Origin of the sequence: Mycobacterium sp. IS-1742, from assembly GCF_001500125.1 — a bacterium.
Classification (GTDB): Bacteria; Actinomycetota; Actinomycetes; order Mycobacteriales; family Mycobacteriaceae; genus Mycobacterium.
This window is the reverse complement of the sequence record NZ_LQIV01000007.1, coordinates 1-20855: the sequence shown is the minus strand read 5'-3', so window position 1 is coordinate 20855 and position 20855 is coordinate 1. Positions and strand designations below refer to the sequence as shown.

General features: G+C 68.6%; 23 protein-coding genes. 19 read left to right on the top strand and 4 right to left on the bottom strand.

Features of this window, described 5'->3' with window-relative positions; genetic code table 11:
* The first annotated feature begins 4 nt into the window (after positions 1 to 4).
* Entirely contained in the window at positions 5 to 2032 is a 2028-nt protein-coding gene (gene rho / locus AU196_RS05935) for a transcription termination factor Rho (RefSeq protein ID WP_059094174.1), read from the top strand.
* Between the two features lie 141 nt (positions 2033 to 2173).
* On the opposite strand, the gene AU196_RS05930 is transcribed toward rho, so the two are convergent.
* On the bottom strand, positions 2174 to 2833 hold the full coding sequence (locus AU196_RS05930) for a TetR/AcrR family transcriptional regulator (protein ID WP_502687217.1): 660 nt from the start codon (positions 2831 to 2833) through the stop codon (positions 2174 to 2176).
* Positions 2834 to 2921: 88 nt separating this feature from the next.
* Between AU196_RS05930 and fadD1 the strand changes: the two genes are divergently transcribed.
* Positions 2922 to 4520 (top strand): fatty-acid--CoA ligase FadD1, encoded by a 1599-nt coding sequence (gene fadD1, locus AU196_RS05925; RefSeq protein WP_059094172.1) that lies wholly within the window; start codon positions 2922 to 2924, stop codon positions 4518 to 4520.
* Here fadD1 and AU196_RS05920 read toward each other — a convergent pair.
* Positions 4501 to 4935 (bottom strand): MarR family winged helix-turn-helix transcriptional regulator, encoded by a 435-nt coding sequence (locus AU196_RS05920; RefSeq protein WP_059094171.1) that lies wholly within the window; start codon positions 4933 to 4935, stop codon positions 4501 to 4503. The genes fadD1 and AU196_RS05920 overlap by 20 nt on opposite strands.
* Positions 4936 to 4999: 64 nt before the next feature.
* On the opposite strand from AU196_RS05920, the gene AU196_RS05915 reads away from it, so the two are divergent.
* From AU196_RS05915 to AU196_RS05840, 16 genes are all read left to right on the top strand, one after another.
* Entirely contained in the window at positions 5000 to 5590 is a 591-nt protein-coding gene (locus AU196_RS05915; RefSeq protein ID WP_059094170.1) for a maleylpyruvate isomerase family mycothiol-dependent enzyme, read from the top strand.
* 119 nt (positions 5591 to 5709) lie between these two features.
* Entirely contained in the window at positions 5710 to 5922 is a 213-nt protein-coding gene (rpmE, locus tag AU196_RS05910) for a 50S ribosomal protein L31 (RefSeq protein WP_059094169.1), read from the top strand.
* 87 nt (positions 5923 to 6009) lie between these two features.
* Positions 6010 to 7083: a peptide chain release factor 1 gene (gene prfA, locus AU196_RS05905; protein ID WP_059094168.1), complete on the top strand. Its 1074-nt coding sequence runs from the start codon at positions 6010 to 6012 to the stop codon at positions 7081 to 7083.
* Positions 7080 to 7973 carry a peptide chain release factor N(5)-glutamine methyltransferase gene (gene prmC / locus AU196_RS05900; RefSeq protein WP_059094167.1) on the top strand — a complete coding sequence of 298 codons (894 nt, stop codon included), beginning with the start codon at positions 7080 to 7082 and terminating at the stop codon, positions 7971 to 7973. Before prfA ends, prmC begins: the two co-directional genes overlap by 4 nt.
* Positions 7970 to 8626: an L-threonylcarbamoyladenylate synthase gene (locus tag AU196_RS05895; protein WP_059094166.1), complete on the top strand. Its 657-nt coding sequence runs from the start codon at positions 7970 to 7972 to the stop codon at positions 8624 to 8626. The genes prmC and AU196_RS05895 overlap by 4 nt, the downstream gene beginning before the upstream one ends.
* A 31-nt stretch (positions 8627 to 8657) precedes the next feature.
* Positions 8658 to 9836 carry a glycosyltransferase family 4 protein gene (locus AU196_RS05890; RefSeq protein WP_059094259.1) on the top strand — a complete coding sequence of 393 codons (1179 nt, stop codon included), beginning with the start codon at positions 8658 to 8660 and terminating at the stop codon, positions 9834 to 9836.
* Between the two features lie 246 nt (positions 9837 to 10082).
* The gene (locus AU196_RS05885; RefSeq protein ID WP_059094165.1) at positions 10083 to 10556 is read left to right on the top strand and encodes an ATP synthase subunit I; all 474 of its coding nucleotides are present in this window, start codon (positions 10083 to 10085) and stop codon (positions 10554 to 10556) included.
* Positions 10553 to 11308, top strand: a complete 756-nt coding sequence (gene atpB, locus AU196_RS05880; protein WP_059094164.1) for a F0F1 ATP synthase subunit A — start codon at positions 10553 to 10555, stop codon at positions 11306 to 11308. Before AU196_RS05885 ends, atpB begins: the two co-directional genes overlap by 4 nt.
* Positions 11309 to 11383: 75 nt before the next feature.
* On the top strand, positions 11384 to 11629 hold the full coding sequence (locus tag AU196_RS05875) for a F0F1 ATP synthase subunit C (protein ID WP_011561261.1): 246 nt from the start codon (positions 11384 to 11386) through the stop codon (positions 11627 to 11629).
* 21 nt (positions 11630 to 11650) lie between these two features.
* Positions 11651 to 12163, top strand: coding sequence for a F0F1 ATP synthase subunit B (locus tag AU196_RS05870; protein WP_059094163.1), 513 nt, complete (start codon positions 11651 to 11653; stop codon positions 12161 to 12163).
* Positions 12164 to 12166: 3 nt separating this feature from the next.
* The gene (locus tag AU196_RS05865) at positions 12167 to 13498 is read left to right on the top strand and encodes a F0F1 ATP synthase subunit B/delta (RefSeq protein WP_059094162.1); all 1332 of its coding nucleotides are present in this window, start codon (positions 12167 to 12169) and stop codon (positions 13496 to 13498) included.
* A gap of 45 nt (positions 13499 to 13543) precedes the next feature.
* Positions 13544 to 15190 (top strand): F0F1 ATP synthase subunit alpha, encoded by a 1647-nt coding sequence (atpA, locus tag AU196_RS05860; RefSeq protein WP_059094161.1) that lies wholly within the window; start codon positions 13544 to 13546, stop codon positions 15188 to 15190.
* Positions 15191 to 15204: 14 nt separating this feature from the next.
* Positions 15205 to 16134 (top strand): F0F1 ATP synthase subunit gamma, encoded by a 930-nt coding sequence (locus AU196_RS05855; RefSeq protein WP_059094160.1) that lies wholly within the window; start codon positions 15205 to 15207, stop codon positions 16132 to 16134.
* 32 nt (positions 16135 to 16166) lie between these two features.
* A complete protein-coding gene (atpD, locus tag AU196_RS05850) occupies positions 16167 to 17702 on the top strand; it encodes a F0F1 ATP synthase subunit beta (protein WP_059094159.1) in 1536 nt (511 codons plus the stop codon).
* 2 nt (positions 17703 to 17704) lie between these two features.
* Positions 17705 to 18070, top strand: a complete 366-nt coding sequence (locus AU196_RS05845) for a F0F1 ATP synthase subunit epsilon (protein ID WP_011561255.1) — start codon at positions 17705 to 17707, stop codon at positions 18068 to 18070.
* Between the two features lie 8 nt (positions 18071 to 18078).
* Positions 18079 to 18525 (top strand): DUF2550 domain-containing protein, encoded by a 447-nt coding sequence (locus tag AU196_RS05840; RefSeq protein ID WP_059094158.1) that lies wholly within the window; start codon positions 18079 to 18081, stop codon positions 18523 to 18525.
* A gap of 42 nt (positions 18526 to 18567) precedes the next feature.
* Here the strand turns inward: AU196_RS05840 and AU196_RS05835 are convergent, their stop codons facing one another.
* Entirely contained in the window at positions 18568 to 19134 is a 567-nt protein-coding gene (locus AU196_RS05835) for a cob(I)yrinic acid a,c-diamide adenosyltransferase (RefSeq protein WP_059094157.1), read from the bottom strand.
* 83 nt (positions 19135 to 19217) lie between these two features.
* Here AU196_RS05835 and murA point away from each other — a divergent pair, with 83 nt between their 5' ends.
* Entirely contained in the window at positions 19218 to 20471 is a 1254-nt protein-coding gene (murA, locus tag AU196_RS05830; RefSeq protein ID WP_059094156.1) for a UDP-N-acetylglucosamine 1-carboxyvinyltransferase, read from the top strand.
* An 84-nt stretch (positions 20472 to 20555) separates the two neighbouring features.
* On the opposite strand, the gene AU196_RS26020 is transcribed toward murA, so the two are convergent.
* Positions 20556 to 20855: hypothetical protein (locus AU196_RS26020; RefSeq protein ID WP_231737393.1), on the bottom strand; the 300-nt coding region annotated here is incomplete at its 5' end.

Genomic DNA, 20855 nt, shown 5'->3' with positions numbered 1-20855 from the left:
TTCCGTGACCGATACGGACCTCTTCACGGCCGACAGCGCTGAGCGAACAGACTCGCCGGACGTCGTGAACACCGATTCCCCGGCGTCGGAGACCCCGGCCGTCACCACGACGACCGCGGAGACCGCTCCGACGGCCACCGTCGCGTCGGGTGACCGCGCGACCTCCCTGACCTCGATGGTGCTGCCGGAACTGCGCGCTCTGGCCCGGCAGATCGGCGTCGAAGGCGCCTCCGGTATGCGCAAGAGCGAACTGATCGCCGCCATCCGTGAGCGCCGCGGTGAGGGCAACGGCGCCAAGGCGGAGAACGCCTCGGCGGACACCGCCGCACCGCAGACCCCGCCGCGCCGCGAGCGTCGTGGGGCGTCCCGCCAGGCCGGCGCCGCCCAGCCCAAGGCCGCCGAGCCCACAGCCGACGAGCCCAAGAGCGATGAGCCGAAGACCGATGAGGTCAATGCCGATGAGCCGGCCACCGTCGCCGCCCCAGCCGAACAGGCCGCGGCCGAGCCCAAGAATGAACGGCCCAGGAACGAGCGCACGAAGGGCGACAAGCCCGCGCAGCAGCAGTCCGACGCCGAGCAGCCCAGGGACGGCCAGCCCAAGTCCGATCAGGGCAAGGGTGACCAGGGCAGAGGCGACCAGTCCAGGGGCGAGCAACGTCGTGGCGACCGTCAGCGCGACCAGTCCGATGACCGGTCCGACAACCGCTCCGACAACGATCAGGGCCAGGGCAACCGTAACAACAACAACGCCGACGGTGACGCCGACGGCGACGGCCGCGGTGGCCGCCGCGGACGCCGGTTCCGCGACCGCAGGCGTCGCGGCGAGCGGGGCGGCGAGAGCGGCGGCGGGGCCGGTGACACCGAGATCCGCGAGGACGACGTCGTCCAGCCCGTCGCCGGCATCCTCGACGTCCTCGACAACTACGCGTTCGTCCGCACCTCCGGCTACCTGCCCGGGCCGAACGACGTCTACGTGTCGATGAACATGGTGCGCAAGAACGGACTGCGCCGCGGCGACGCCGTGACCGGTGCGGTCAAGGTGCCCAAGGAGGGTGAGGGCGGCGGTCAGAATCCGCGCCAGAAGTTCAACCCGCTGGTGCGTCTGGACAGCGTCAACGGCGGGCCGGTCGAGGACGCCAGGAAGCGTCCCGAGTTCGGCAAGCTGACCCCGCTGTACCCGAATCAGCGGCTGCGCCTGGAGACCTCTCCGGACAAGCTGACCACCCGCGTCATCGACCTGATCATGCCGATCGGCAAGGGGCAGCGCGCGCTGATCGTGTCGCCGCCCAAGGCCGGTAAGACCACGATCATGCAGGACATCGCCAACGCGATCACCCGTAACAACCCGGAATGCCACCTGATGGTGGTGCTCGTCGACGAGCGTCCCGAAGAGGTCACCGACATGCAGCGCTCGGTCAAGGGTGAGGTCATCGCCTCGACCTTCGACCGGCCGCCGTCGGACCACACCACCGTCGCCGAGCTGGCCATCGAGCGCGCCAAGCGTCTGGTGGAGCAGGGCAAGGACGTCGTGGTGCTGCTCGACTCGATCACCCGACTGGGCCGCGCCTACAACAACGCCTCCCCGGCGTCGGGCCGCATCCTGTCCGGTGGTGTGGACTCGACCGCGCTGTACCCGCCCAAGCGGTTCCTCGGCGCCGCGCGCAACATCGAGGAGGGCGGTTCGCTGACCATCGTCGCGACCGCGATGGTCGAGACCGGGTCGACCGGCGACACGGTGATCTTCGAGGAGTTCAAGGGCACCGGCAACGCCGAGCTCAAGCTCGACCGCAAGATCGCCGAACGCCGGGTGTTCCCGGCGGTCGACGTGAACCCGTCGGGCACCCGCAAGGACGAGCTGCTGCTCGGCCCGGACGAGTTCGCGATCGTGCACAAGCTGCGCCGGGTGCTGTCGGGTCTCGACAGCCATCAGGCCATCGACCTGCTGATGAGCCAGCTGCGCAAGACCAAGACGAACTACGAGTTCCTGGTGCAGGTCTCCAAGACCGCGCCGGGGTCGGCGGACAACGACTAGTCCCGGACACCGAAAAGCCTCCGCCTCGGCGGGGGCTTTTTCGTGTCGACTGTGCCTCCACGGCGCCGACTGTGAACACACGGCGGGAAATCGGCGGCACCGCCGCCATGGCGACACACTCGACGCCCTGACGCGCCGGCCTCAGACCGCCGGGTCGGCCCGCAACCCCGGCATCACATACCTGCGGACGTGGGTGAGCAGAGCGGCCCGGTCCGTGGGGTCGAGTGTGTTGCCCGGAACCGTCGCCAGCGAGATCACCGACCGGGCCACCCACTCCGACGCCTCGGCGACGTCGGTGGCCGGGTGGATCTCGCCGCGCTCTCGGGCGGCGAGGAGGTAGCGGCTCCAGAAGTCGGCCAGGTCGGGCACCAGACCCTGCACGCCGGCACCGGCGCAGGCGGCGAACTCCTCCGGTTCCTCCAGGCGAAGCCTCATCAGCAGGGCGCCGGGATCGTCGTAGGCCTGCCTGCCGTGCCGGATGCCCGCCACGATCTGTTCGGCCAGCCCGTCGACGGGCTCGAGCACCGCGTGCGCCTCGGACCAGTAGGCCTCGTTGAGCCGCACGATCGCCGCCCCGAGCAGGGACGCCTTGTCCGGGAAATGCCGGTAGAGCCAGCCGCGCGAGACGCCGGCCACCTCGGCCACCTCGGATACGGTCGTCGCCCGAATCCCCTTGGCGCGCAAGCAGGATTCCGCTGCGTCGATCAACCGGTCACGTGCAGACCGCGTGGGCGTCGTTGCCGTCACCGGGCTTCTGCCTCCTTCGGGCGTTTCGCCGCGTGGGCAACGCGACGAGTGCATTCTGCCAACAGGCGCGCCGTTCCGGTGCGCCGGACGAACATGGTAGACAGATTGGGAAATCTGTTCACTCAACGATCGAGGTGGACTCGTGCCCGACACTCTGCAGGGCCTGCTGCGCGAGCGCGCCGACTCCGACGCCGTCGCGGTCCGCTACGGCGACCGCAGCTGGACGTGGCGCGAACACCTCGCGGAGGCGTCGAGGGAGGCCGCCGCGGTCATCGCCGCCGCCGATCCGGCCCGTCCGCTGCACGTGGGCGTCCTGCTGGGCAACACGCCCGACATGCTCACCACACTGGCCGCCGCGGCGCTCGGCGGCTACGTGCTGTGCGGGGTCAACACCACCCGGCGGGGTGAGGCGCTGGCCCGGGACATCGCGCGGGTGGACTGCCAGATCCTGCTGGTCAACGCCGAGCACCGGGCGCTGATCGACGGGCTCGACCTGCCCGGCGTCACCGTGATCGACCTCGGCGCCGACGACTGGGCTCGGCGCCTGGCCGGCGCGCCCGAACTCACGCCGCACCGCGAAGTCGGCGCCGACGACACGTTCATGATGATCTTCACCTCGGGGACCAGCGGGGAACCCAAGGCCGTGCAGGTGCCGCACGCGATGGTCCTGTTCGCCGGCAGCGCCCTGGTGGAGCGCTACGGGCTCACCGAGGACGACGTCTGTTATCTGGCCATGCCGCTGTTCCACTCCAACGCCGTCTATGCGGGCTGGAGCGTCGCCGTCGGCGCGGGCGCGGCGATGGCCCCGGCGACGTTCTCGGCGTCGCGGTTCCTCTCCGACATCCGCCGCTACGGCGCCACCTACATGAACTACGTCGGTAAACCGCTCGCTTACATCCTCGCCACCACCGAGAAGCCAGACGACCACGACAACCCGCTGCGCATCGCCTTCGGCAACGAGGCCGCCGACCGCGACATCGAGGCGTTCGGCCGCCGGTTCGGGTGCACGGTCTGGGACGGATTCGGGTCGACCGAGACCGCGGTCATCATCACCCGGCCCGACGACTGCCCTCACGGATCGATCGGCAAGGGCTTCCCGGGCGTCGCGATCTACGACCCCGACACGGTCCGCGAGTGCGAGGTGGCCCGGTTCGACGAGAACGGGGCGCTGCTCAACGCCGACGCCGCGGTGGGAGAGTTGGTCAACACCGCAGGCGGTGGACTGTTCCGTGGTTACTACAACGATCCCGGCGCCACGGGGGAGCGGATGCGCCACGGCATGTACTGGTCGGGCGACCTCGCCTACCGCGACGCCGACGGGTGGATCTATCTGGCCGGACGGACCGGAGACTGGATGCGCGTCGACGGGGAGAACCTCACCGCGGCGCCCATCGAACGAATCCTGTTGCGCCTGCCCGCGATCAACCGTGTCGCGGTCTACCCGGTGCCCGACGACCACGTCGGTGATCAGGTGATGGCCGCGGTCGTGCTGCAGGACGATGCGAAGCTGACGCCCGAGGAGTTCGAGGCGTTCCTCACCGCCCAGCGCGACCTCTCGACGAAGGGCCGGCCGCGGTACGTGTGGATCGCCGGCGATCTGCCGAGCACCGCGACCAACAAGATCCTCAAGCGCGAACTGGTCGCGATGGGCACCGAACCGCGAGGCCGCCTGCTGTGGAAACGCGACCGGAACACCTACCGGGTCCTGACCGAGCCGTCGGTCAGCGGTACGGGTCGGTGATCTCGCGCAGCGACACCATCGCCTCGTGCAACCGGTCGAAGGTCTCCGCTCCCAGATGTGAGCGCCACTCCCGCTCGACGACCGCCAGCTCGGACGCGGCGGCGGCGCACAACCGCCGCCCCCGGTCGCTCAGCATCACCAGGCGGGCCCGCGCGTCGGTGGGATCGGGCGTGCGGACGACGTAACCGGCGCGTTCGAGTTGGTCGACCAGCGCGCCGGCCGTCTGCTTGGTGACCCGGGCCTCCTCGGCCAGGTCGGTGAGGCGGATGCCGTCCGGGCGCAGCCGCTGGCCGATCCTGCTCTGCGCCAGTGTCAGGTCGTCGAAGCCCGCTGCGCGCAGGGCGTCGAAAATCCGCGTCTCCGCGGCCCGGTGCGCGACGAACATGAGCGTGGTGACGCTCGGAGTCTCGGCCACCCCGTTGACTTTAGTACGGTTCCCTGACTAATTTAGTCAGGTAAGCTGACTAAAGGGAGCCATCGTGGACGACGCCGAGATCTGGACCCACATCGATGCGCAGCGCACCGCCCTCGCCGACCTCCTCGACACGCTGACCGCCGAGCAGTGGGCCGCCCCGTCGCTGTGCGAGGGCTGGTCGGTGCGCGACGTCGCGGTCCACCTCACGCACTCGACGGCGCCGTGGCCGCGTATGGCGTTCGAGGCCGTGCGGTCGGGTTTCCGGTTCAACGCCATGGTGTCGCGGCTGGCCCGGCAGGATCCGCGCCCACCCGACGAGATCGTCGCGGCGCTGCGGGCCATGGTGGGGGTCCGGCGCAGGCCGCCCGGCACGGCGGTCGCCGACCCGCTGACCGACGTGCTCGTCCACACCCAGGACATCGCCGTTCCGCTCGGCATCGAGCGGGAGATGCCGCCGGCGCCCGCCGTGATCGCCGCGCAGCGGCTGTGGAGCATGGGCTTCCCGTTCCATGCCCGCAGGCGGTTCGCCGGGATGGCGCTGCAGGCGACGGACGCCGACTTCGCGGTGGGCTCCGGCAGGCCGGTCAGCGCCCCGATCCGCGACATCGTGCTGGCGCTGTCCGGCCGGAATAGCGCCGTCCTGCCGCGCGTTTAGGCTCTTGGCGGTTGACCTGGCATAATTGACCGCTAGTCACACCCTCGGTTCCGGTTCACGCCCACCTCAGCGCAGGTCATGAGCGGGCGACCCGGCGGCCCCGATCGAAGAGGACACCAATGAAGACGGGTATTCACCCTGACTACGTCGAGACCACGGTCCAGTGCGGCTGTGGGAACACGTTCACCACACGCAGCACCAAGAAGAGCGGCAACATCGTCGTCGAGGTCTGCTCACAGTGCCACCCGTTCTACACCGGCAAGCAGAAGATCCTCGACAGCGGCGGCCGCGTCGCGCGCTTCGAGAAGCGCTACGGCAAGCGCAGCAAGTAGCTACCACTCCGACGCCCGCTCTGTCGCCACGCGCGCAGGCCGGGCGTCGGTTTGCGTCCGGGGAAGTCTCGGCGGAAGGAGGTCGCGATGAGTGCTCCCACCACAGCGGTTGACGCGTTGCTCGCCGAGCACGCCGACCTGGAGCGTCAGCTCGCCGACCCCGCTCTGCACGCCGACGCGGGGAAAGCCCGCAAGGCCGGTCGCCGGTTCGCCCAGCTGGCGCCGATCGTCACCACCTACCGCAAGCTCGAAGCGGCGCGCGGTGACCTCGAGGCCGCCCGCGAACTGGCCGCCGACGACGAGTCCTTCGCCGCCGAGGTGCCCGAACTCGAGGCCACCGTCGACGCGCTGGAGACCCAGCTGTCGGATCTGCTCGCGCCCCGCGATCCGCACGACGCCGACGACATCGTGCTCGAGGTGAAGTCGGGGGAGGGCGGCGAGGAGTCGGCACTGTTCGCGGCCGACCTCGCGCGGATGTACATCCGGTACGCCGAGCGGCACGGGTGGACCGTCACGATCCTCGACGAGACCAGCTCCGACCTCGGCGGCTACAAGGACGCGACGCTGTCGATCCGCAGCAAGGGCGACTCCGCCGACGGCGTCTGGTCGCGGCTGAAGTTCGAGGGCGGCGTGCACCGGGTGCAGCGGGTCCCGGTCACCGAATCCCAGGGCCGGGTGCACACGTCGGCGGCGGGCGTGCTCGTCTACCCCGAACCCGAAGAGGTCGAGCAGGTTCAGATCGACGAATCCGATCTGCGGATCGACGTCTACCGGTCGTCCGGCAAGGGCGGGCAGGGCGTGAACACCACCGACTCGGCGGTCCGGATCACCCACCTGCCCACCGGCATCGTCGTCACCTGCCAGAACGAACGCTCGCAGCTGCAGAACAAGGCGCGCGCCATGCAGGTGCTCGCCGCCCGGCTGCAGTCGCTGGCCGAGGAGCAGGCCCAGGCTGACGCGTCGGCCGACCGCGCCAGCCAGATCCGCACCGTCGATCGCAGCGAGCGCATCCGCACGTACAACTTCCCGGAGAACCGGATCGCCGACCACCGCATCAACTTCAAGGCGCACAACCTCGACCAGGTGCTCGACGGCGACCTCGACCCGCTGTTCGACGCGCTGGCGGCCGCCGACAAACAGGCGCGACTGCAGAGCTCATGACCCGGGCGCCCGCGTCATCGCTGCGCCAGGTCATCGACGAGGCCACGGCGGCGCTGGCCGCCGCCGGGATCGCGTCGGCGCGGGTGGACGCGGAACTGCTGGCCGCGCACGCGGCGGGCACCGACCGTGGGCGCCTGATGTTCGCCGACCTGCCGCCGCACTTCCACACCCGCTTCGGCGACCTGGTGGCCGCGCGTGCGACGCGCATCCCGCTGCAGCACCTCACCGGAACCGCGGCGTTCGGGCCGGTGCAGGTCAGCGTCGGCCCCGGGGTGTTCATCCCGCGGCCGGAGACCGAGGCGATGCTGGAATGGGCTCTGCGGCAACCACTTCCGGATGATCCGGTGATCGTGGACCTGTGCACCGGTTCGGGAGCGCTGGCGCTGGCGATCGCCACCGCGCACCCGGGGGCGCGGGTGATCGCCGTCGAGAACTCCGCCGACGCGCTCGGCTACGCCCGGCGCAACCTCGCCGGCACCGGCGTCGAGCTGGTCGACGCCGACGTCACCGCGCCCGGCCTGCGTCCCGATCTCGACGGGGCCGTCGACCTCGTCGTCGCCAACCCGCCGTACATCCCCGACGGTGCGGAGCTCGACCCCGAGGTCGCCGACCACGATCCACCCCAGGCGCTGTTCGGCGGACCCGACGGCATGGTGGTGATCCACGCGATCGTCGAACTCGCGCGGCGCTGGCTGCGGCCCGGTGGCCGCTGCGCGGTCGAACACGACGACACCACCTCGGCGCTCACGGCCGCGGCCTTTCGCCGCAGCCGCGCGCTCGACGCCGCGGTCTTCGACGACGTGACCGCCCACACCGATCTGACCGGCCGGCCGCGTTTCGTCACCGCCCGGCGTCGACCGGCCACCACTGCCACCGCGGAGGGGCGATGACCGAACTGTTCGACTGCACCGACCCCGACAACCGGGCGACCGGTATCGCGACCGCCGTCAGTGCGCTGAAAGACGGCGGGTTGGTGGTGCTGCCGACCGACACCGTCTACGGCATCGGCGCGGACGCGTTCAACAACGACGCCGTCGCCGCGCTGCTGGCCGCCAAGGGCCGCGGCCGCGACATGCCGGTGCCCGTGCTGGTCGGCTCCTGGCACACCATCGAAGGCCTCGTCTACACGGTGCCGCACACGGCGCGGGAACTGATCCGCGCGTTCTGGCCGGGGGCGCTGAGCCTGGTGGTCCGGCAGGCGCCGTCGCTGCCGTGGGATCTCGGTGACGCGCACGGCACGGTGATGCTGCGGATGCCGCTGCACCCGGTCGCCATCGAACTGCTGCGCGAGGTCGGCCCGATGGCCGTGTCGAGCGCCAACATCTCCGGCCGGCCCGCCGCGGTGTCGGCGGCCGACGCGCGCGAGCAGCTCGGCGACCTGGTCGACGTCTATCTCGACGGCGGCCCCTCCGAACAGCGGGCGGCCTCGACGATCGTCGACCTCAGCGGCGCCCACCCGCGCATCCTGCGGACCGGGCCCGTCACCGCCGAAGCCGTCGCCGAGGTCCTCGGGGTCAACACCGAAAGCCTGCTCACGGAGTGAGCACAGCTGCGTGCAGTACCGTTTCGCGGTGATGGTCGAGTACCTTGCGCTCTCGGATCGCGGCGCGGGCGTGCCGCTGCGCGAGCTCGTCCTCGTCGGCCTGACGGCCGCGATCATCACCTACCTCGCCACCGGGTGGGTGCGTGTCCTCGCCACCCGGTTGGGTGCGGTGGCCTACCCGCGTGAACGCGACGTCCACGTCCAGCCCACCCCGCGGATGGGAGGGCTGGCGATGTACGTCGGCGTCGCCTGTGCGGTACTGCTGGCCTCCCAGCTGCCCGCGCTCACCCGCGGCTTCGTCTACTCCACCGGCATGCCCGCCGTCGTCGTGGCCGGTGGGCTGATCATGGCGATCGGGCTGATCGACGACCGGTGGGGACTCGACGCGCTCACCAAGTTCGCCGGTCAGCTCACCGCGGCCAGCGTGATGGTGACCATGGGCGTGGCGTGGAGCGTGCTGTACATCCCGATCGGCGGCGTCGGCACCATCGTGCTCGACCAGGTCGCGTCGATCCTGCTGACCCTGGCGCTCACGGTGGCGATCGTCAACGCGATGAACTTCGTCGACGGACTCGACGGTCTGGCAGCCGGACTCGGGCTGATCACGGCGCTGGCGATCTGCCTGTTCTCCGTCGGCCTGCTGCGCGATCACGGCGGTGACGTGCTGTTCTACCCGCCCGCGGTGATCTCGGTGGTGCTCGCAGGCGCCTGCCTGGGCTTCCTGCCGCACAACTTCCACAAGGCCAGGATCTTCATGGGCGACTCCGGTTCGATGCTGATCGGCCTCATGCTGGCCGCGGCATCGACCACCGCGGCCGGGCCGATCTCGCAGACGGCCTACGGGGCGCGCGACGTCTTCGCGCTGCTGTCACCCTTCCTGCTGGTCGTCGCGGTCATGTTCGTCCCGGCGCTGGACATGCTGCTGGCGATCATCCGGCGCACCCGGGCGGGTCTCAGCCCGTTCAGCCCCGACAAGATGCATCTGCACCACCGGTTGCTGGAGATCGGCCACTCGCACCGCCGGGTGGTGCTGCTGATCTACATGTGGGTGGGCATCGTCGCCCTCGGCGCGGCGAGCACGATCTTCTTCGATCCGCGCCACACCGGGATGGTCATGCTGGGGGCGACCGCGGTGGCCGTCGTCGTGACCCTCGTGCCGTTGCTCCGGCGCCGGGAAGTGGCAGCGGAAAGCGTGTACGACAAAAAGTAGTAGGCCCGGTTTAGGGCTGCCTACCATGTGGTAACGTGCTGCTAGAACCCAGCCAGGAGCACCAGAAACCTCGCGGGTTGCCGGCCACCGGACCGTCGGTTTCGCCACCGAATCGGACCGTTTCAGACCGACAAAAAGGGAGTACCCCTTGGGTGATTCCAGCGAGTCCGTAGCCCTCCGATACGCTCTGCAGGTTACTGACAGGAATCGACACGGGTCCCACCAACCGCGGATTGAGGTGAAGCAGTGACGACGCCAGCGCAGGACGCGCCGTTGGTGTTGCCGGCAGTTGCCTTCCGGCCTGTCCGTCTGCTCGTCATCTGCGTGGCACTGGCCGCGGTCGCCGCGGTCGCCGCGGCACTTCTCGGAGTCCCGATGGTGGGGCTGTTCTTCGCGATCGGCCTCGCGCTCGGCCTGACCAACGCCGTGATGATCCAGCGTTCGGTCGAGTCCATCACCGCGAAGGACCATCCCCTCAAGCGCAACATGGCCATGAACTCGGCCACCCGACTGCTGATCATGACCGTGATCGGCCTGACCATCGCCTACGTGTTCAAGCCCCAGGGGCTGGGCGTGGTGTTCGGCATGGCGTTGTTCCAGGTGATCCTGGTGGCGTCCACGACCCTGCCGGTCGTGAAGAAACTCAAGGCCCAGGCCGCTGACGCGGATGCGGGGAGCACTGGGGGAACGGGACTCGAAGGAGAGACTCCACAGCAATGACGCAGACGTTCCTCGCCGCGGAGAGCGGCATCCAGGTCGGCCACCACACCGAGGCCAACTGGTTCGGGCTGACGGTCAACACCGATACGCTGCTGTCCACCGCGATCGCCGCCGCGATCGTGCTCGGGCTGGCGTTCTTCCTGCGCGCGAAGGTCACCTCCACCGGGGTGCCCAACGGTGTCCAGTTGTTCTGGGAGACGCTGACGGTCCAGATGCGCAATCAGATCGAGGCGGCCATCGGGATGCGGGTGGCCGGTTTCGTGCTGCCCCTGGCCGTGACGCTCTTCGCGTTCATCCTCATCGCCAACTGGCTGTCCGTGCTGCCCGTGCAGTACAAGGACGAGACCGGCATCCACGAGCTGCTCAAGCCGGCGGCGTCCGACATCAACTTCGTGCTGGCGCTCGCGCTCTTCGTGTTCATCGCCTACCACGCCGCCGGGTTCTGGCGCCGTGGCGTGCTCGGCCACCCGAAGAAGCTGCTGAAGGGTCACGTCGCGATCCTCGCGCCGATCAACCTGGTCGAGGAACTCGCCAAGCCGATCTCGCTGTCGCTGCGACTCTTCGGCAACATCTTCGCCGGCGGCATCCTGGTCGCCCTGATCGCGCTGTTCCCGCCGTGGATCATGTGGGCGCCCAACGCGATCTGGAAGAGCTTCGACCTCTTCGTCGGCGCGATCCAGGCGTTCATCTTCGCGCTGCTGACCATCCTGTACTTCAGCCAGTCGATGGAGCTCGAAGAAGACCACCACTGACCTGCACGACCGCTCGATATCAACGCTCGACCCACGTCCTGGTAGGCGACTACCAGATATCAAGGAGGATAAGGAATGGATCCCACAATCGCTGCCGGCGCCCTCATCGGCGGTGGACTGATCATGGCCGGCGGCGCGATCGGCGCCGGTATCGGTGACGGTATCGCCGGTAACGCGCTGATCGCCGGCATCGCCCGCCAGCCGGAGGCCCAGGGTCGCCTGTTCACGCCGTTCTTCATCACGGTCGGTCTGGTGGAGGCCGCGTACTTCATCAACCTGGCCTTCATGGCGCTGTTCGTCTTCGCCACCCCGGTCGCTTAGTCGGTATTGGAATCTTCAGTCATGGGTGACCTGAGCACGACCATCTTGGCCGCGGAGGGCGGTGGGGGAGGAAGCAACTTCCTCGTCCCCAACGGCACCTTCTTCTTCGTGCTGCTCATCTTCCTGATCGTCCTGGGTGTCATCGCCAAATGGGTGGTGCCCCCGATCAGCAAGGTGCTGCAAGAGCGCGAGGCAATGGTCACCAAGACGGTTGAGGACAACCGCAAGTCGGCCGAACTGTTCGCCGCCGCCCAGGCCGACTCCCAGAAGGTGATGGCCAAGGCGCGTCGTGACGCCTCGGGCATCCGGGACGAGGCCCGCGGCGAGGGTCGCAAGATCCTCGAGGACATGCGGTCGCGCGCCAGCGAGGAATCGGCGGCCACTCTGCAGAAGACCAACGAAGAGCTGTCCCGCCAGGGGCAGCAGACCGCGGGCGAACTGCAGTCGTCGATCGAGACGTTGTCGGCCACGCTGGCCAGCCGCGTCCTCGGCGTCGACATCTCCAGCGCCGCCGCGACGAGCCAGGGACGGTAGCGCATGTCGACATTCATCGGTCAGCTCATCGGGTTCGCGGTCATCGTGTTCCTGCTCGTGCGCTTCGTGGTGCCGCCGGTGCGGCGCATGATGACCGCGCAGCAGGAGACGGTGCGCCGTCAGCTCGAGGAGAGCTCGACCGCGGCGAACAAGGTGGCGCAGGCGGATCAGCAGCACGCCAAGGCGGTCAAGGACGCCGAGGAGGACGCCAAGCGCGTGGTCGCCGAGGCCCGTGCGGACGCCGAGAAGATCGCCGAGCAGATGCGCGCACAGGCCGACGCCGAGGTGGAGCGGATCAAGGTCCAGGGGCAGGCGCAGGTGCAGCTGCTGCGCCAGCAACTGATCCGCGAACTCCGTGCCCATCTCGGCACCGAGTCGGTGGCCCGGGCCCGCGAACTGGTCCGCGATCATGTCTCCGACGACGACAACCGGTCGGCAACCGTCGACCGGTTCCTCGACGAACTCGACGCCATGGCGCCTTCGGATGCCGTGCTCGGCGACGCCGTGGGTGCGCGGCTGCGCTCGACGAGCCGGGAAGCGCTCAAGGCGCTGGTGTCGCGGTTCGACGAGCTGACCGCCGACGTCGACGCCGACGGCCTGACGTCGCTCGCCGACGACCTGGCGGCCGTCGCCAAGCTGCTCAAGACCGAGCCGGTGTTGAGCAAGCACTTCGGCGAGCCCACCGAGAACGGCGAGGCGAAGGCCAACCTGGCGGAGGCCGTGCTCTCCGGCAAGGTCTCGGACACCGCGCTCGAGGTCGTCAAAGCCGCTGTGACGCAACGGTGGTCGGACGAATCCGATCTGGACTACGCGATCCGGCACACGGCGCGGCTGGCACTGCTGGTGCGCGCGGAGCGCAACGACGAGACCAGCGAGGTCGAGGACCAGCTCTTCCGGTTCAGCCGGATCCTGGACTCGGAGTCGCGGTTGAGCTCGGTGCTCAGTGACTACACCACCCCCGTCGACGGCCGGATCGGTCTACTGGACCGGCTGCTCGAGAACCAGGCGGGGGAGACCACCAGGGCGCTGCTGGCGCAGACGGTGGACCTGCTGCGCGGCGAGCGCGCCGACGAGGCAGTGCGTGAACTGGCCGAGCTCGCAGTGGCTCGGCGCGGCGAGGTCGTGGCGCACGTCAACGCCGCGGCGGAGCTCAGCGATGCGCAGCGCACCCGGCTCACCGAGGTGCTCGGCCGGATCTACGGCCGCCCGGCATCGGTGCAGCTGCACGTCGACCCCGACATGCTCGGCGGCCTCACCATCGCCGTGGGCGACGAGGTGATCGACGGGTCACTGGCTTCGCGGCTGGCTTCGGCTGAAACCCAGCTGCCCGACTAACTCCGAACACCACCAGACTCAACACGAAGGCAGGAAGACGAACCCATGGCAGAGTTGACTATCTCGGCTGCTGACATCCAAGGGGCGATCGAGGACTACGTCGCCAACTTCGCCACCGACACCGAGCGGGAAGAGATCGGCACCGTCGTCGACGCCGGCGACGGTATCGCGCACGTCGAGGGTCTGCCCTCGGTGATGACGCAGGAACTCCTCGAGTTCCCCGGCGGTGTCCTGGGTGTCGCGCTGAACCTCGACGAGCACAGCATCGGCGCGGTCATCCTCGGCGACTTCGACAAGATCGAAGAAGGCCAGCAGGTCAAGCGCACCGGCGACGTGCTCTCCGTCCCCGTCGGTGACGGCTTCCTCGGCCGCGTGGTCAACCCGCTCGGCCAGCCGATCGACGGCCGCGGCGACATCGAGACCACCGAGCGCCGCGCGCTCGAACTGCAGGCGCCCTCGGTGGTGCAGCGCCAGGGTGTCGGCGAGCCGCTGCAGACCGGTATCAAGGCCATCGACTCGCAGACGCCGATCGGCCGCGGCCAGCGCCAGCTGATCATCGGCGACCGCAAGACCGGCAAGACCGCGGTCTGCGTCGACACGATCCTCAACCAGCGCCAGAACTGGGAGACCGGCGATCCGGACAAGCAGGTCCGCTGCGTCTACGTCGCGATCGGTCAGAAGGGCACGACGATCGCCAGCGTGCGCCGCACCCTCGAAGAGGGCGGCGCGATGGACTACACCACCATCGTCGCGGCCCCCGCCTCGGACTCGGCCGGCTTCAAGTGGCTGGCTCCGTACACCGGTTCGAGCATCGCCCAGCACTGGATGTACGACGGCAAGCACGTGCTGATCGTGTTCGACGACCTGACCAAGCAGGCCGAGGCCTACCGCGCGATCTCGCTGCTGCTGCGCCGCCCGCCGGGTCGCGAGGCCTACCCGGGTGACGTCTTCTACCTTCACTCGCGTCTGCTGGAGCGCTGCGCGAAGCTGTCCGACGAGCTCGGCGGCGGCTCGCTGACCGGCCTGCCGATCATCGAGACCAAGGCCAACGACATCTCGGCCTACATCCCGACGAACGTCATCTCGATCACCGACGGTCAGTGCTTCCTGGAGACCGACCTGTTCAACCAGGGTGTGCGCCCGGCCATCAACGTCGGTGTGTCGGTGTCGCGTGTGGGTGGCGCCGCGCAGATCAAGGCGATGAAAGAGGTGGCGGGCAGTCTGCGTCTGGACCTGTCGCAGTACCGCGAGCTCGAGTCCTTCGCGGCGTTCGCCTCGGACCTCGACGACGCGTCGAAGAAGCAGCTGGACCGCGGCGCCCGCCTCGTCGAGCTGCTCAAGCAGCCGCAGAACAGCCCGATGCCGGTCGAGGACCAGGTCGTCGCGATCTTCCTCGGCACCCGCGGCCACCTCGACACCGTCCCCGTCGAGGACGTGCAGCGCTTCGAGCAGGAGCTCCTGGAGCACGTCCGGACCTCCAACGAGGACATCCTCACCGAGATCCGGGACTCCAAGAAGCTCTCCGAGGAGCTCGAGGACAAGCTGGCCGGTGTGGTCAACGAGTTCAAGAAGGGCTTCTCCACCACCAGCGGTGAGTCTGTGGTGCCCGACGAGAACGTCGACGCCATGTCCGAGGATGACCTCGAGAAGGAATCGGTGAAGGTCCGCAAGCCCGCCCCGAAGAAGAAGTAAGGCGCTCATAACCCATGGCTGCCACACTGCGCGAACTGCGCGGCCGCATCCGCTCCGCCGGGTCGATCAAGAAGATCACCAAGGCCCAGGAGCTGATCGCGACCTCGCGTATCGCCAAGGCGCAGGCTCGAGTCGAAGCGGCTCGGCCCTACGACCGCGAGATCACCAACATGCTGACGGAACTCGCCAGCGCCAGCGCCCTGGACCATCCGCTGCTCGTCGAACGTGAGAAGCCGCGGCGGGCCGGCGTGCTGGTGGTGTCGTCCGACCGTGGTCTGGCCGGTGCCTACAACGCCAACGTGTTCCGTCGCTCCGAGGAGCTGTTCTCGCTGCTGCGTGAAGAGGGCAAGGAACCGGTGCTGTACGTGGTCGGCCGAAAGGCGCTCGGCTACTACAGCTTCCGGAACTGGGACATCACCGAGTCGTGGACCGGCTTCTCCGAGCGGCCCAACTACGAGCACGCCCAGGAGATCGGCGGCACGCTGGTGGAGGCGTTCATGGCCGGCGTCGACGACGAGGGCGATGACGCCGGTGCGGACGGCGTGCTCGGACTCGACGAACTGCACATCGTGTTCACCGAGTTCCGGTCGATGCTCTCGCAGTCGGCGGTCGCCCGACGTATCGCGCCGATGGAGGTGGAGTACAGCGAGGAGGACCAGAACGAACCGCACACGCTGTTCTCCTTCGAGCCGAGCGCCGAGACGCTGTTCGACGCGCTGCTGCCGCGGTACGTCTCGACGCGCATCTTCGCCGCGCTTCTCGAGGCGGCGGCATCGGAGTCGGCCTCGCGCCGGCGCGCCATGAAGTCGGCGTCCGACAACGCCGACGACCTGATCAAGGACCTGACGCTGATGGCCAACCGCGAACGGCAGTCCCAGATCACCCAGGAAATCAGCGAGATCGTCGGTGGCGCGAACGCGCTCGCGGACGCCGCCAAGAAGTAGCCCAGCGAAATAGCTAGGAAGCGAATAAGAAAATGACTGCTACTGCTGAAAAAGAAACCAGCAACGATCTCGCGGGCCGCGTCGTACGCGTCACGGGCCCCGTGGTGGACGTGGAGTTCCCGCGCGGGCACCTGCCGGAGCTGTTCAACGCCCTGCATGCGGAGATCGACTACAAGGATCTCGCCAAGACGCTGACCCTCGAGGTCGCCCAGCACCTCGGTGACAACCTGGTGCGCTGCATCTCGATGCAGCCGACGGACGGCCTGGTCCGCGGCGTCGACGTCAAGGACACCGGATCCTCGATCTCGGTGCCCGTCGGCGAGGGCGTCAAGGGCCACGTGTTCAACGCCCTCGGCGACTGCCTGGACGACCCGGGCTACGGCAAGGACTTCGAGAAGTGGTCCATCCACCGCAAGCCCCCGGCCTTCGACGAGCTCGAGCCGCGCACCGAGATGCTCGAGACCGGCCTGAAGGTCGTCGACCTGCTCACCCCGTACGTCCGCGGCGGCAAGATCGCCCTGTTCGGTGGTGCCGGTGTGGGCAAGACCGTGCTCATCCAGGAGATGATCAACCGCATCGCCCGCAACTTCGGCGGCACCTCGGTGTTCGCCGGCGTGGGTGAGCGCACCCGTGAGGGCAACGACCTCTGGGTCGAGCTCGGCGACGCGAACGTGCTCAAGGACACCGCGCTGGTGTTCGGCCAGATGGACGAGCCGCCCGGCACGCGTATGCGCGTCGCCCTGTCGGCGCTGACGATGGCGGAGTACTTCCGCGATGAGAAGCAGCAGGACGTGCTGCTGTTCATCGACAACATCTTCCGGTTCACCCAGGCCGGTTCCGAGGTGTCCACGCTGCTCGGCCGTATGCCGTCGGCCGTGGGTTACCAGCCGACCCTGGCCGACGAGATGGGTGAGCTCCAGGAGCGCATCACCTCGACGCGCGGTCGCTCCATCACCTCGATGCAGGCCGTGTACGTGCCCGCCGACGACTACACCGACCCGGCGCCCGCCACGACGTTCGCGCACCTCGACGCGACGACCGAGCTCAGCCGTTCGGTGTTCTCGAAGGGCATCTTCCCGGCGGTGGACCCGCTGGCCTCCAGCTCGACCATCCTCGACCCCTCGGTCGTCGGTGACGAGCACTACCGCGTGGCCCAGGAAGTCATCCGCATCCTGCAGCGCTACAAGGACCTCCAGGACATCATCGCGATCCTCGGTATCGACGAGCTCGCGGAGGAGGACAAGCAGCTCGTGCAGCGCGCGCGCCGCATCGAGCGCTTCCTGAGCCAGAACATGATGGCCGCCGAGCAGTTCACCGGCCAGCCCGGTTCGACGGTGCCGCTCAAGGAGACCATCGAGGCGTTCGACAAGCTCTCCAAGGGCGACTTCGATCACCTGCCCGAGCAGGCGTTCTTCCTCATCGGCGGTCTCGAGGACCTGCAGCGCAAGGCCGAGAGCCTCGGCGCGAAGATGGAGGACGGCGGCAGCGACGGCGCGCCGGTCGAGAGCGACTCCAAGAGCGACTCCAAGGGTGACGACAAGGGCGACGACGCAGACAAGGACGCCTAACGATGGCCGACCTTGACGTTGACATCGTCGCCGTCGAGCGGGAGATCTGGTCGGGTAAGGCGACGTTCGTCTTCACCCGCACCACCTCCGGTGAGATCGGCATCCTGCCGCGGCACATCCCTCTGGTGGCTCAACTCGTCGACGACGCCATGGTGCGCGTCGAGCGCGAGGGCGAGGAGGATCTGCGCGTCGCGGTCGGCGGTGGCTTCATGTCGGTGACCGAGTCCGGTGTGATCATCCTCGCCGAGACGGCCGAACTGGAGTCGGAGATCAACGCCGACGAGGCTCGTCGTGACTCCGAGTCCGACGACCCGGCGACGGCCGCACGGGGTCGCGCGCGGCTTCGCGCGCTGGGCCAGATCGACTAACGGCACCGATGAGCGCGTCCATGTGGGGCATGGTCGCGCTCATCGGCGTGCTGTTGCTGGTCGTCGTCGCGCTGTCCTACCGCCTGTGGAAACTGCGTCAGGTCGGTGGCACGGCGGCCATCCTGCGTGACGTCCCCGCGGTCGGCGGCCACGGCTGGCGGCACGGGGTCATGCGTTACCGCGGAGGCGAAGCCGGCTTCTACCGGTTGTCGAGCCTGCGCTGGTGGCCCGATCGCCGGCTCAGCCGACGTGGTCTGGAGATCGTGTCCCGGCGCAGTCCGCGCGGTGACGAGTTCGACATCATGACTCACGAGATCGTCGTGCTGGAACTGCGCGACACCAGCCCCGAACGCCGGCGCGGCTACGAGATCGCGCTGGACCGGGGAGCGCTGACGGCGTTCCTGTCCTGGCTCGAATCGCGGCCGTCGCCGCGGGCCCGGCGCCGCAGCGTCTAGCAGGCGCTCATCCGCCGGGTTCGATGGTCTTCGCGCAAGCGCTCATCCGCCGGGTTTCCACAGCACGTCGCCGTCGGGATTGGCGACGCGCGACAGGATGAACAGCAGATCCGACAGCCGGTTGAGGTACTTCGCCGGCAGCACGCTGATGGTCTCGCCGTGCGCGGCCACCGCCTCCCACGCCGAGCGCTCGGCGCGCCGGGCCACCGTGCGCGCGACGTGCAGCTGCGCCGACAACGGTGTCCCGCCCGGCAGGATGAACGAGGTCAGTGCCGGCAGCGGCTCGTTGAACTCGTCGCACCAGGACTCGAGTCGGTCGATGTAACCCTGCGCGATGCGCAGCGGCGGGTACTCGGGATTCTCCGCGACCGGGGTGGACAGGTCCGCACCCGCGTCGAACAGGTCGTTCTGGACCTGGCGCAGGACGGCGCAGATGCGCTCCGGCGGATCGCCGAGTGCGATCGCGACGCCGATGGCGGCGTTCGTCTCGTCACAGTCGGCGTACGCGACCAGGCGCGGGTCGTTCTTGCTCACACGGCTGAAGTCGCTGAGTCCCGTGGTCCCGTCGTCACCGGTGCGGGTGTAGATGCGGGTCAGATGCACGGCCATGGCTCAAACCGTACTAGGCGCGCACGGTGTGCAGACCTCCTCGGAAACTGACATGGCCGGAGCCGCTGTTTACACTGACCGGCGTGAGCGAGCGATTCGTGGTGACCGGCGGCAACCGGTTATCGGGCGAAGTCGCGGTGGGTGGAGCGAAGAACAGCGTGCTGAAGCTGATGGCCGCGTCGCTGCTGGCCGAGGGCACGAGCACGATCACGAACTGCCCCGACATCCTCGACGTCCCGTTGATGGCCGAGGTGCTCCGCGGGCTCGGCGCCACAGTCGAGCTCGACGGCGACGTCGTGCGCATCACCTCACCGGACGAACCGAAGTACGACGCCGACTTCGCCGCGGTGCGCCAGTTCCGCGCCTCGGTGTGTGTGCTGGGTCCGCTGGTCGGGCGGTGCAAGCGCGCCCGTGTGGCGTTGCCCGGCGGCGATGCGATCGGATCGCGACCGCTGGACATGCATCAGGCGGGGCTGCGCCAGCTCGGGGCCCGCTGCAACATCGAGCACGGATGCGTGGTCGCCGAGGCCGACGAACTGCACGGCGCGGAGATCCAGCTGGAGTTCCCGTCGGTCGGGGCCACCGAGAACATCCTGATGGCGGCGGTGCTCGCCACGGGGGTGACGACGATCCACAACGCGGCCAGGGAGCCGGACGTGGTGGATCTGTGCGCGATGCTCAACCAGATGGGGGCGCAGGTCACCGGCGCCGGGTCGTCCACGCTGACGATCACGGGTGTCGACCGTCTCTATCCCACCGAACACCGGGTGATCGGCGACCGGATCGTCGCCGCGACGTGGGGGATCGCCGCGGCGATGACCCGCGGGGACATCTCGGTCACCGGCGTCGACCCGCAGCACCTGCAGTTGGTGCTGCACAAACTGCACGACGCCGGCGCGACCGTCACCCAGGACGACAACGGTTTCCGGGTCGTGCAGTACGAGCGGCCGAAGGCGGTCAACGTCGCGACCCTGCCGTTCCCCGGGTTCCCGACCGATCTGCAACCGATGGCGATCGGGTTGGCGGCCATCGCCGACGGCACGTCGATGATCACGGAGAACGTCTTCGAAGCGCGGTTCCGGTTCGTCGAGGAGATGATCCGGCTGGGCGCCGACGCCCGCACAGACGGGCACCACGCCGTGGTGCGGGGGATCCCGCAGTTGTCGAGCGCCCCGGTGTGGTCGTCGGACATCCGGGCCGGCGCGGGCCTGGTGCTCGCCGGCCTGGTCGCCGACGGCGACACCGAGGTCCACGACGTGTTCCACATCGACCGCGGCTATCCGCTGTTCGTGGAGAACCTCCAGAGCCTGGGCGCCGAGATCGAGCGCGTGGTGTAGCCGCCGGACCGCTGACGCCGCCCAAATAGCGGTTGGCAGGGCTCTGACCAGGCGATTTTGGCATCAGCGCAACCTGTGCGTAAGCTATCGGACATACCGCAGGCCCCCGGCCGAAAGGCCCGGGAGGAACCTGGTTGACTTCCTCGAAACAATGCAGTACAGTATCGGGGTTGCCTGCTCAGCGGGTGTGTTGTTTGAGAACTCAATAGTGTGTTTGGTGGTTTTTGTTTGTTGTTTTTTGTTGTGCCATGCCTCTTTTTCCCGTTTAGGGGTGTGGTTGTTTTTTGCCAGATGTTTCTGGTTGTGATCGGATTTTCCTGATTGCCTTTTTGAGGTTTTGTTTGGAGAGTTTGATCCTGGCTCAGGACGAACGCTGGCGGCGTG

Coding starts and splice junctions, on each gene's coding strand:
- AU196_RS05865 (WP_059094162.1), top strand. CDS start 12,167: ATGTCGACATTCATCGGTCAGCTCATCGGGTTCGCGGTCATCGTGTTC.
- atpB (WP_059094164.1), top strand. CDS start 10,553: ATGACGCAGACGTTCCTCGCCGCGGAGAGCGGCATCCAGGTCGGCCAC.
- atpD (WP_059094159.1), top strand. CDS start 16,167: ATGACTGCTACTGCTGAAAAAGAAACCAGCAACGATCTCGCGGGCCGC.
- AU196_RS05870 (WP_059094163.1), top strand. CDS start 11,651: ATGGGTGACCTGAGCACGACCATCTTGGCCGCGGAGGGCGGTGGGGGA.
- AU196_RS05890 (WP_059094259.1), top strand. CDS start 8,658: ATGGTCGAGTACCTTGCGCTCTCGGATCGCGGCGCGGGCGTGCCGCTG.
- AU196_RS05875 (WP_011561261.1), top strand. CDS start 11,384: ATGGATCCCACAATCGCTGCCGGCGCCCTCATCGGCGGTGGACTGATC.
- rpmE (WP_059094169.1), top strand. CDS start 5,710: ATGAAGACGGGTATTCACCCTGACTACGTCGAGACCACGGTCCAGTGC.
- prfA (WP_059094168.1), top strand. CDS start 6,010: ATGAGTGCTCCCACCACAGCGGTTGACGCGTTGCTCGCCGAGCACGCC.
- AU196_RS05840 (WP_059094158.1), top strand. CDS start 18,079: ATGAGCGCGTCCATGTGGGGCATGGTCGCGCTCATCGGCGTGCTGTTG.
- AU196_RS05895 (WP_059094166.1), top strand. CDS start 7,970: ATGACCGAACTGTTCGACTGCACCGACCCCGACAACCGGGCGACCGGT.
- AU196_RS05845 (WP_011561255.1), top strand. CDS start 17,705: ATGGCCGACCTTGACGTTGACATCGTCGCCGTCGAGCGGGAGATCTGG.
- atpA (WP_059094161.1), top strand. CDS start 13,544: ATGGCAGAGTTGACTATCTCGGCTGCTGACATCCAAGGGGCGATCGAG.
- AU196_RS05930 (WP_502687217.1), bottom strand. CDS start 2,833: ATGCACTCGTCGCGTTGCCCACGCGGCGAAACGCCCGAAGGAGGCAGA.
- prmC (WP_059094167.1), top strand. CDS start 7,080: ATGACCCGGGCGCCCGCGTCATCGCTGCGCCAGGTCATCGACGAGGCC.
- AU196_RS05835 (WP_059094157.1), bottom strand. CDS start 19,134: ATGGCCGTGCATCTGACCCGCATCTACACCCGCACCGGTGACGACGGG.
- AU196_RS05855 (WP_059094160.1), top strand. CDS start 15,205: ATGGCTGCCACACTGCGCGAACTGCGCGGCCGCATCCGCTCCGCCGGG.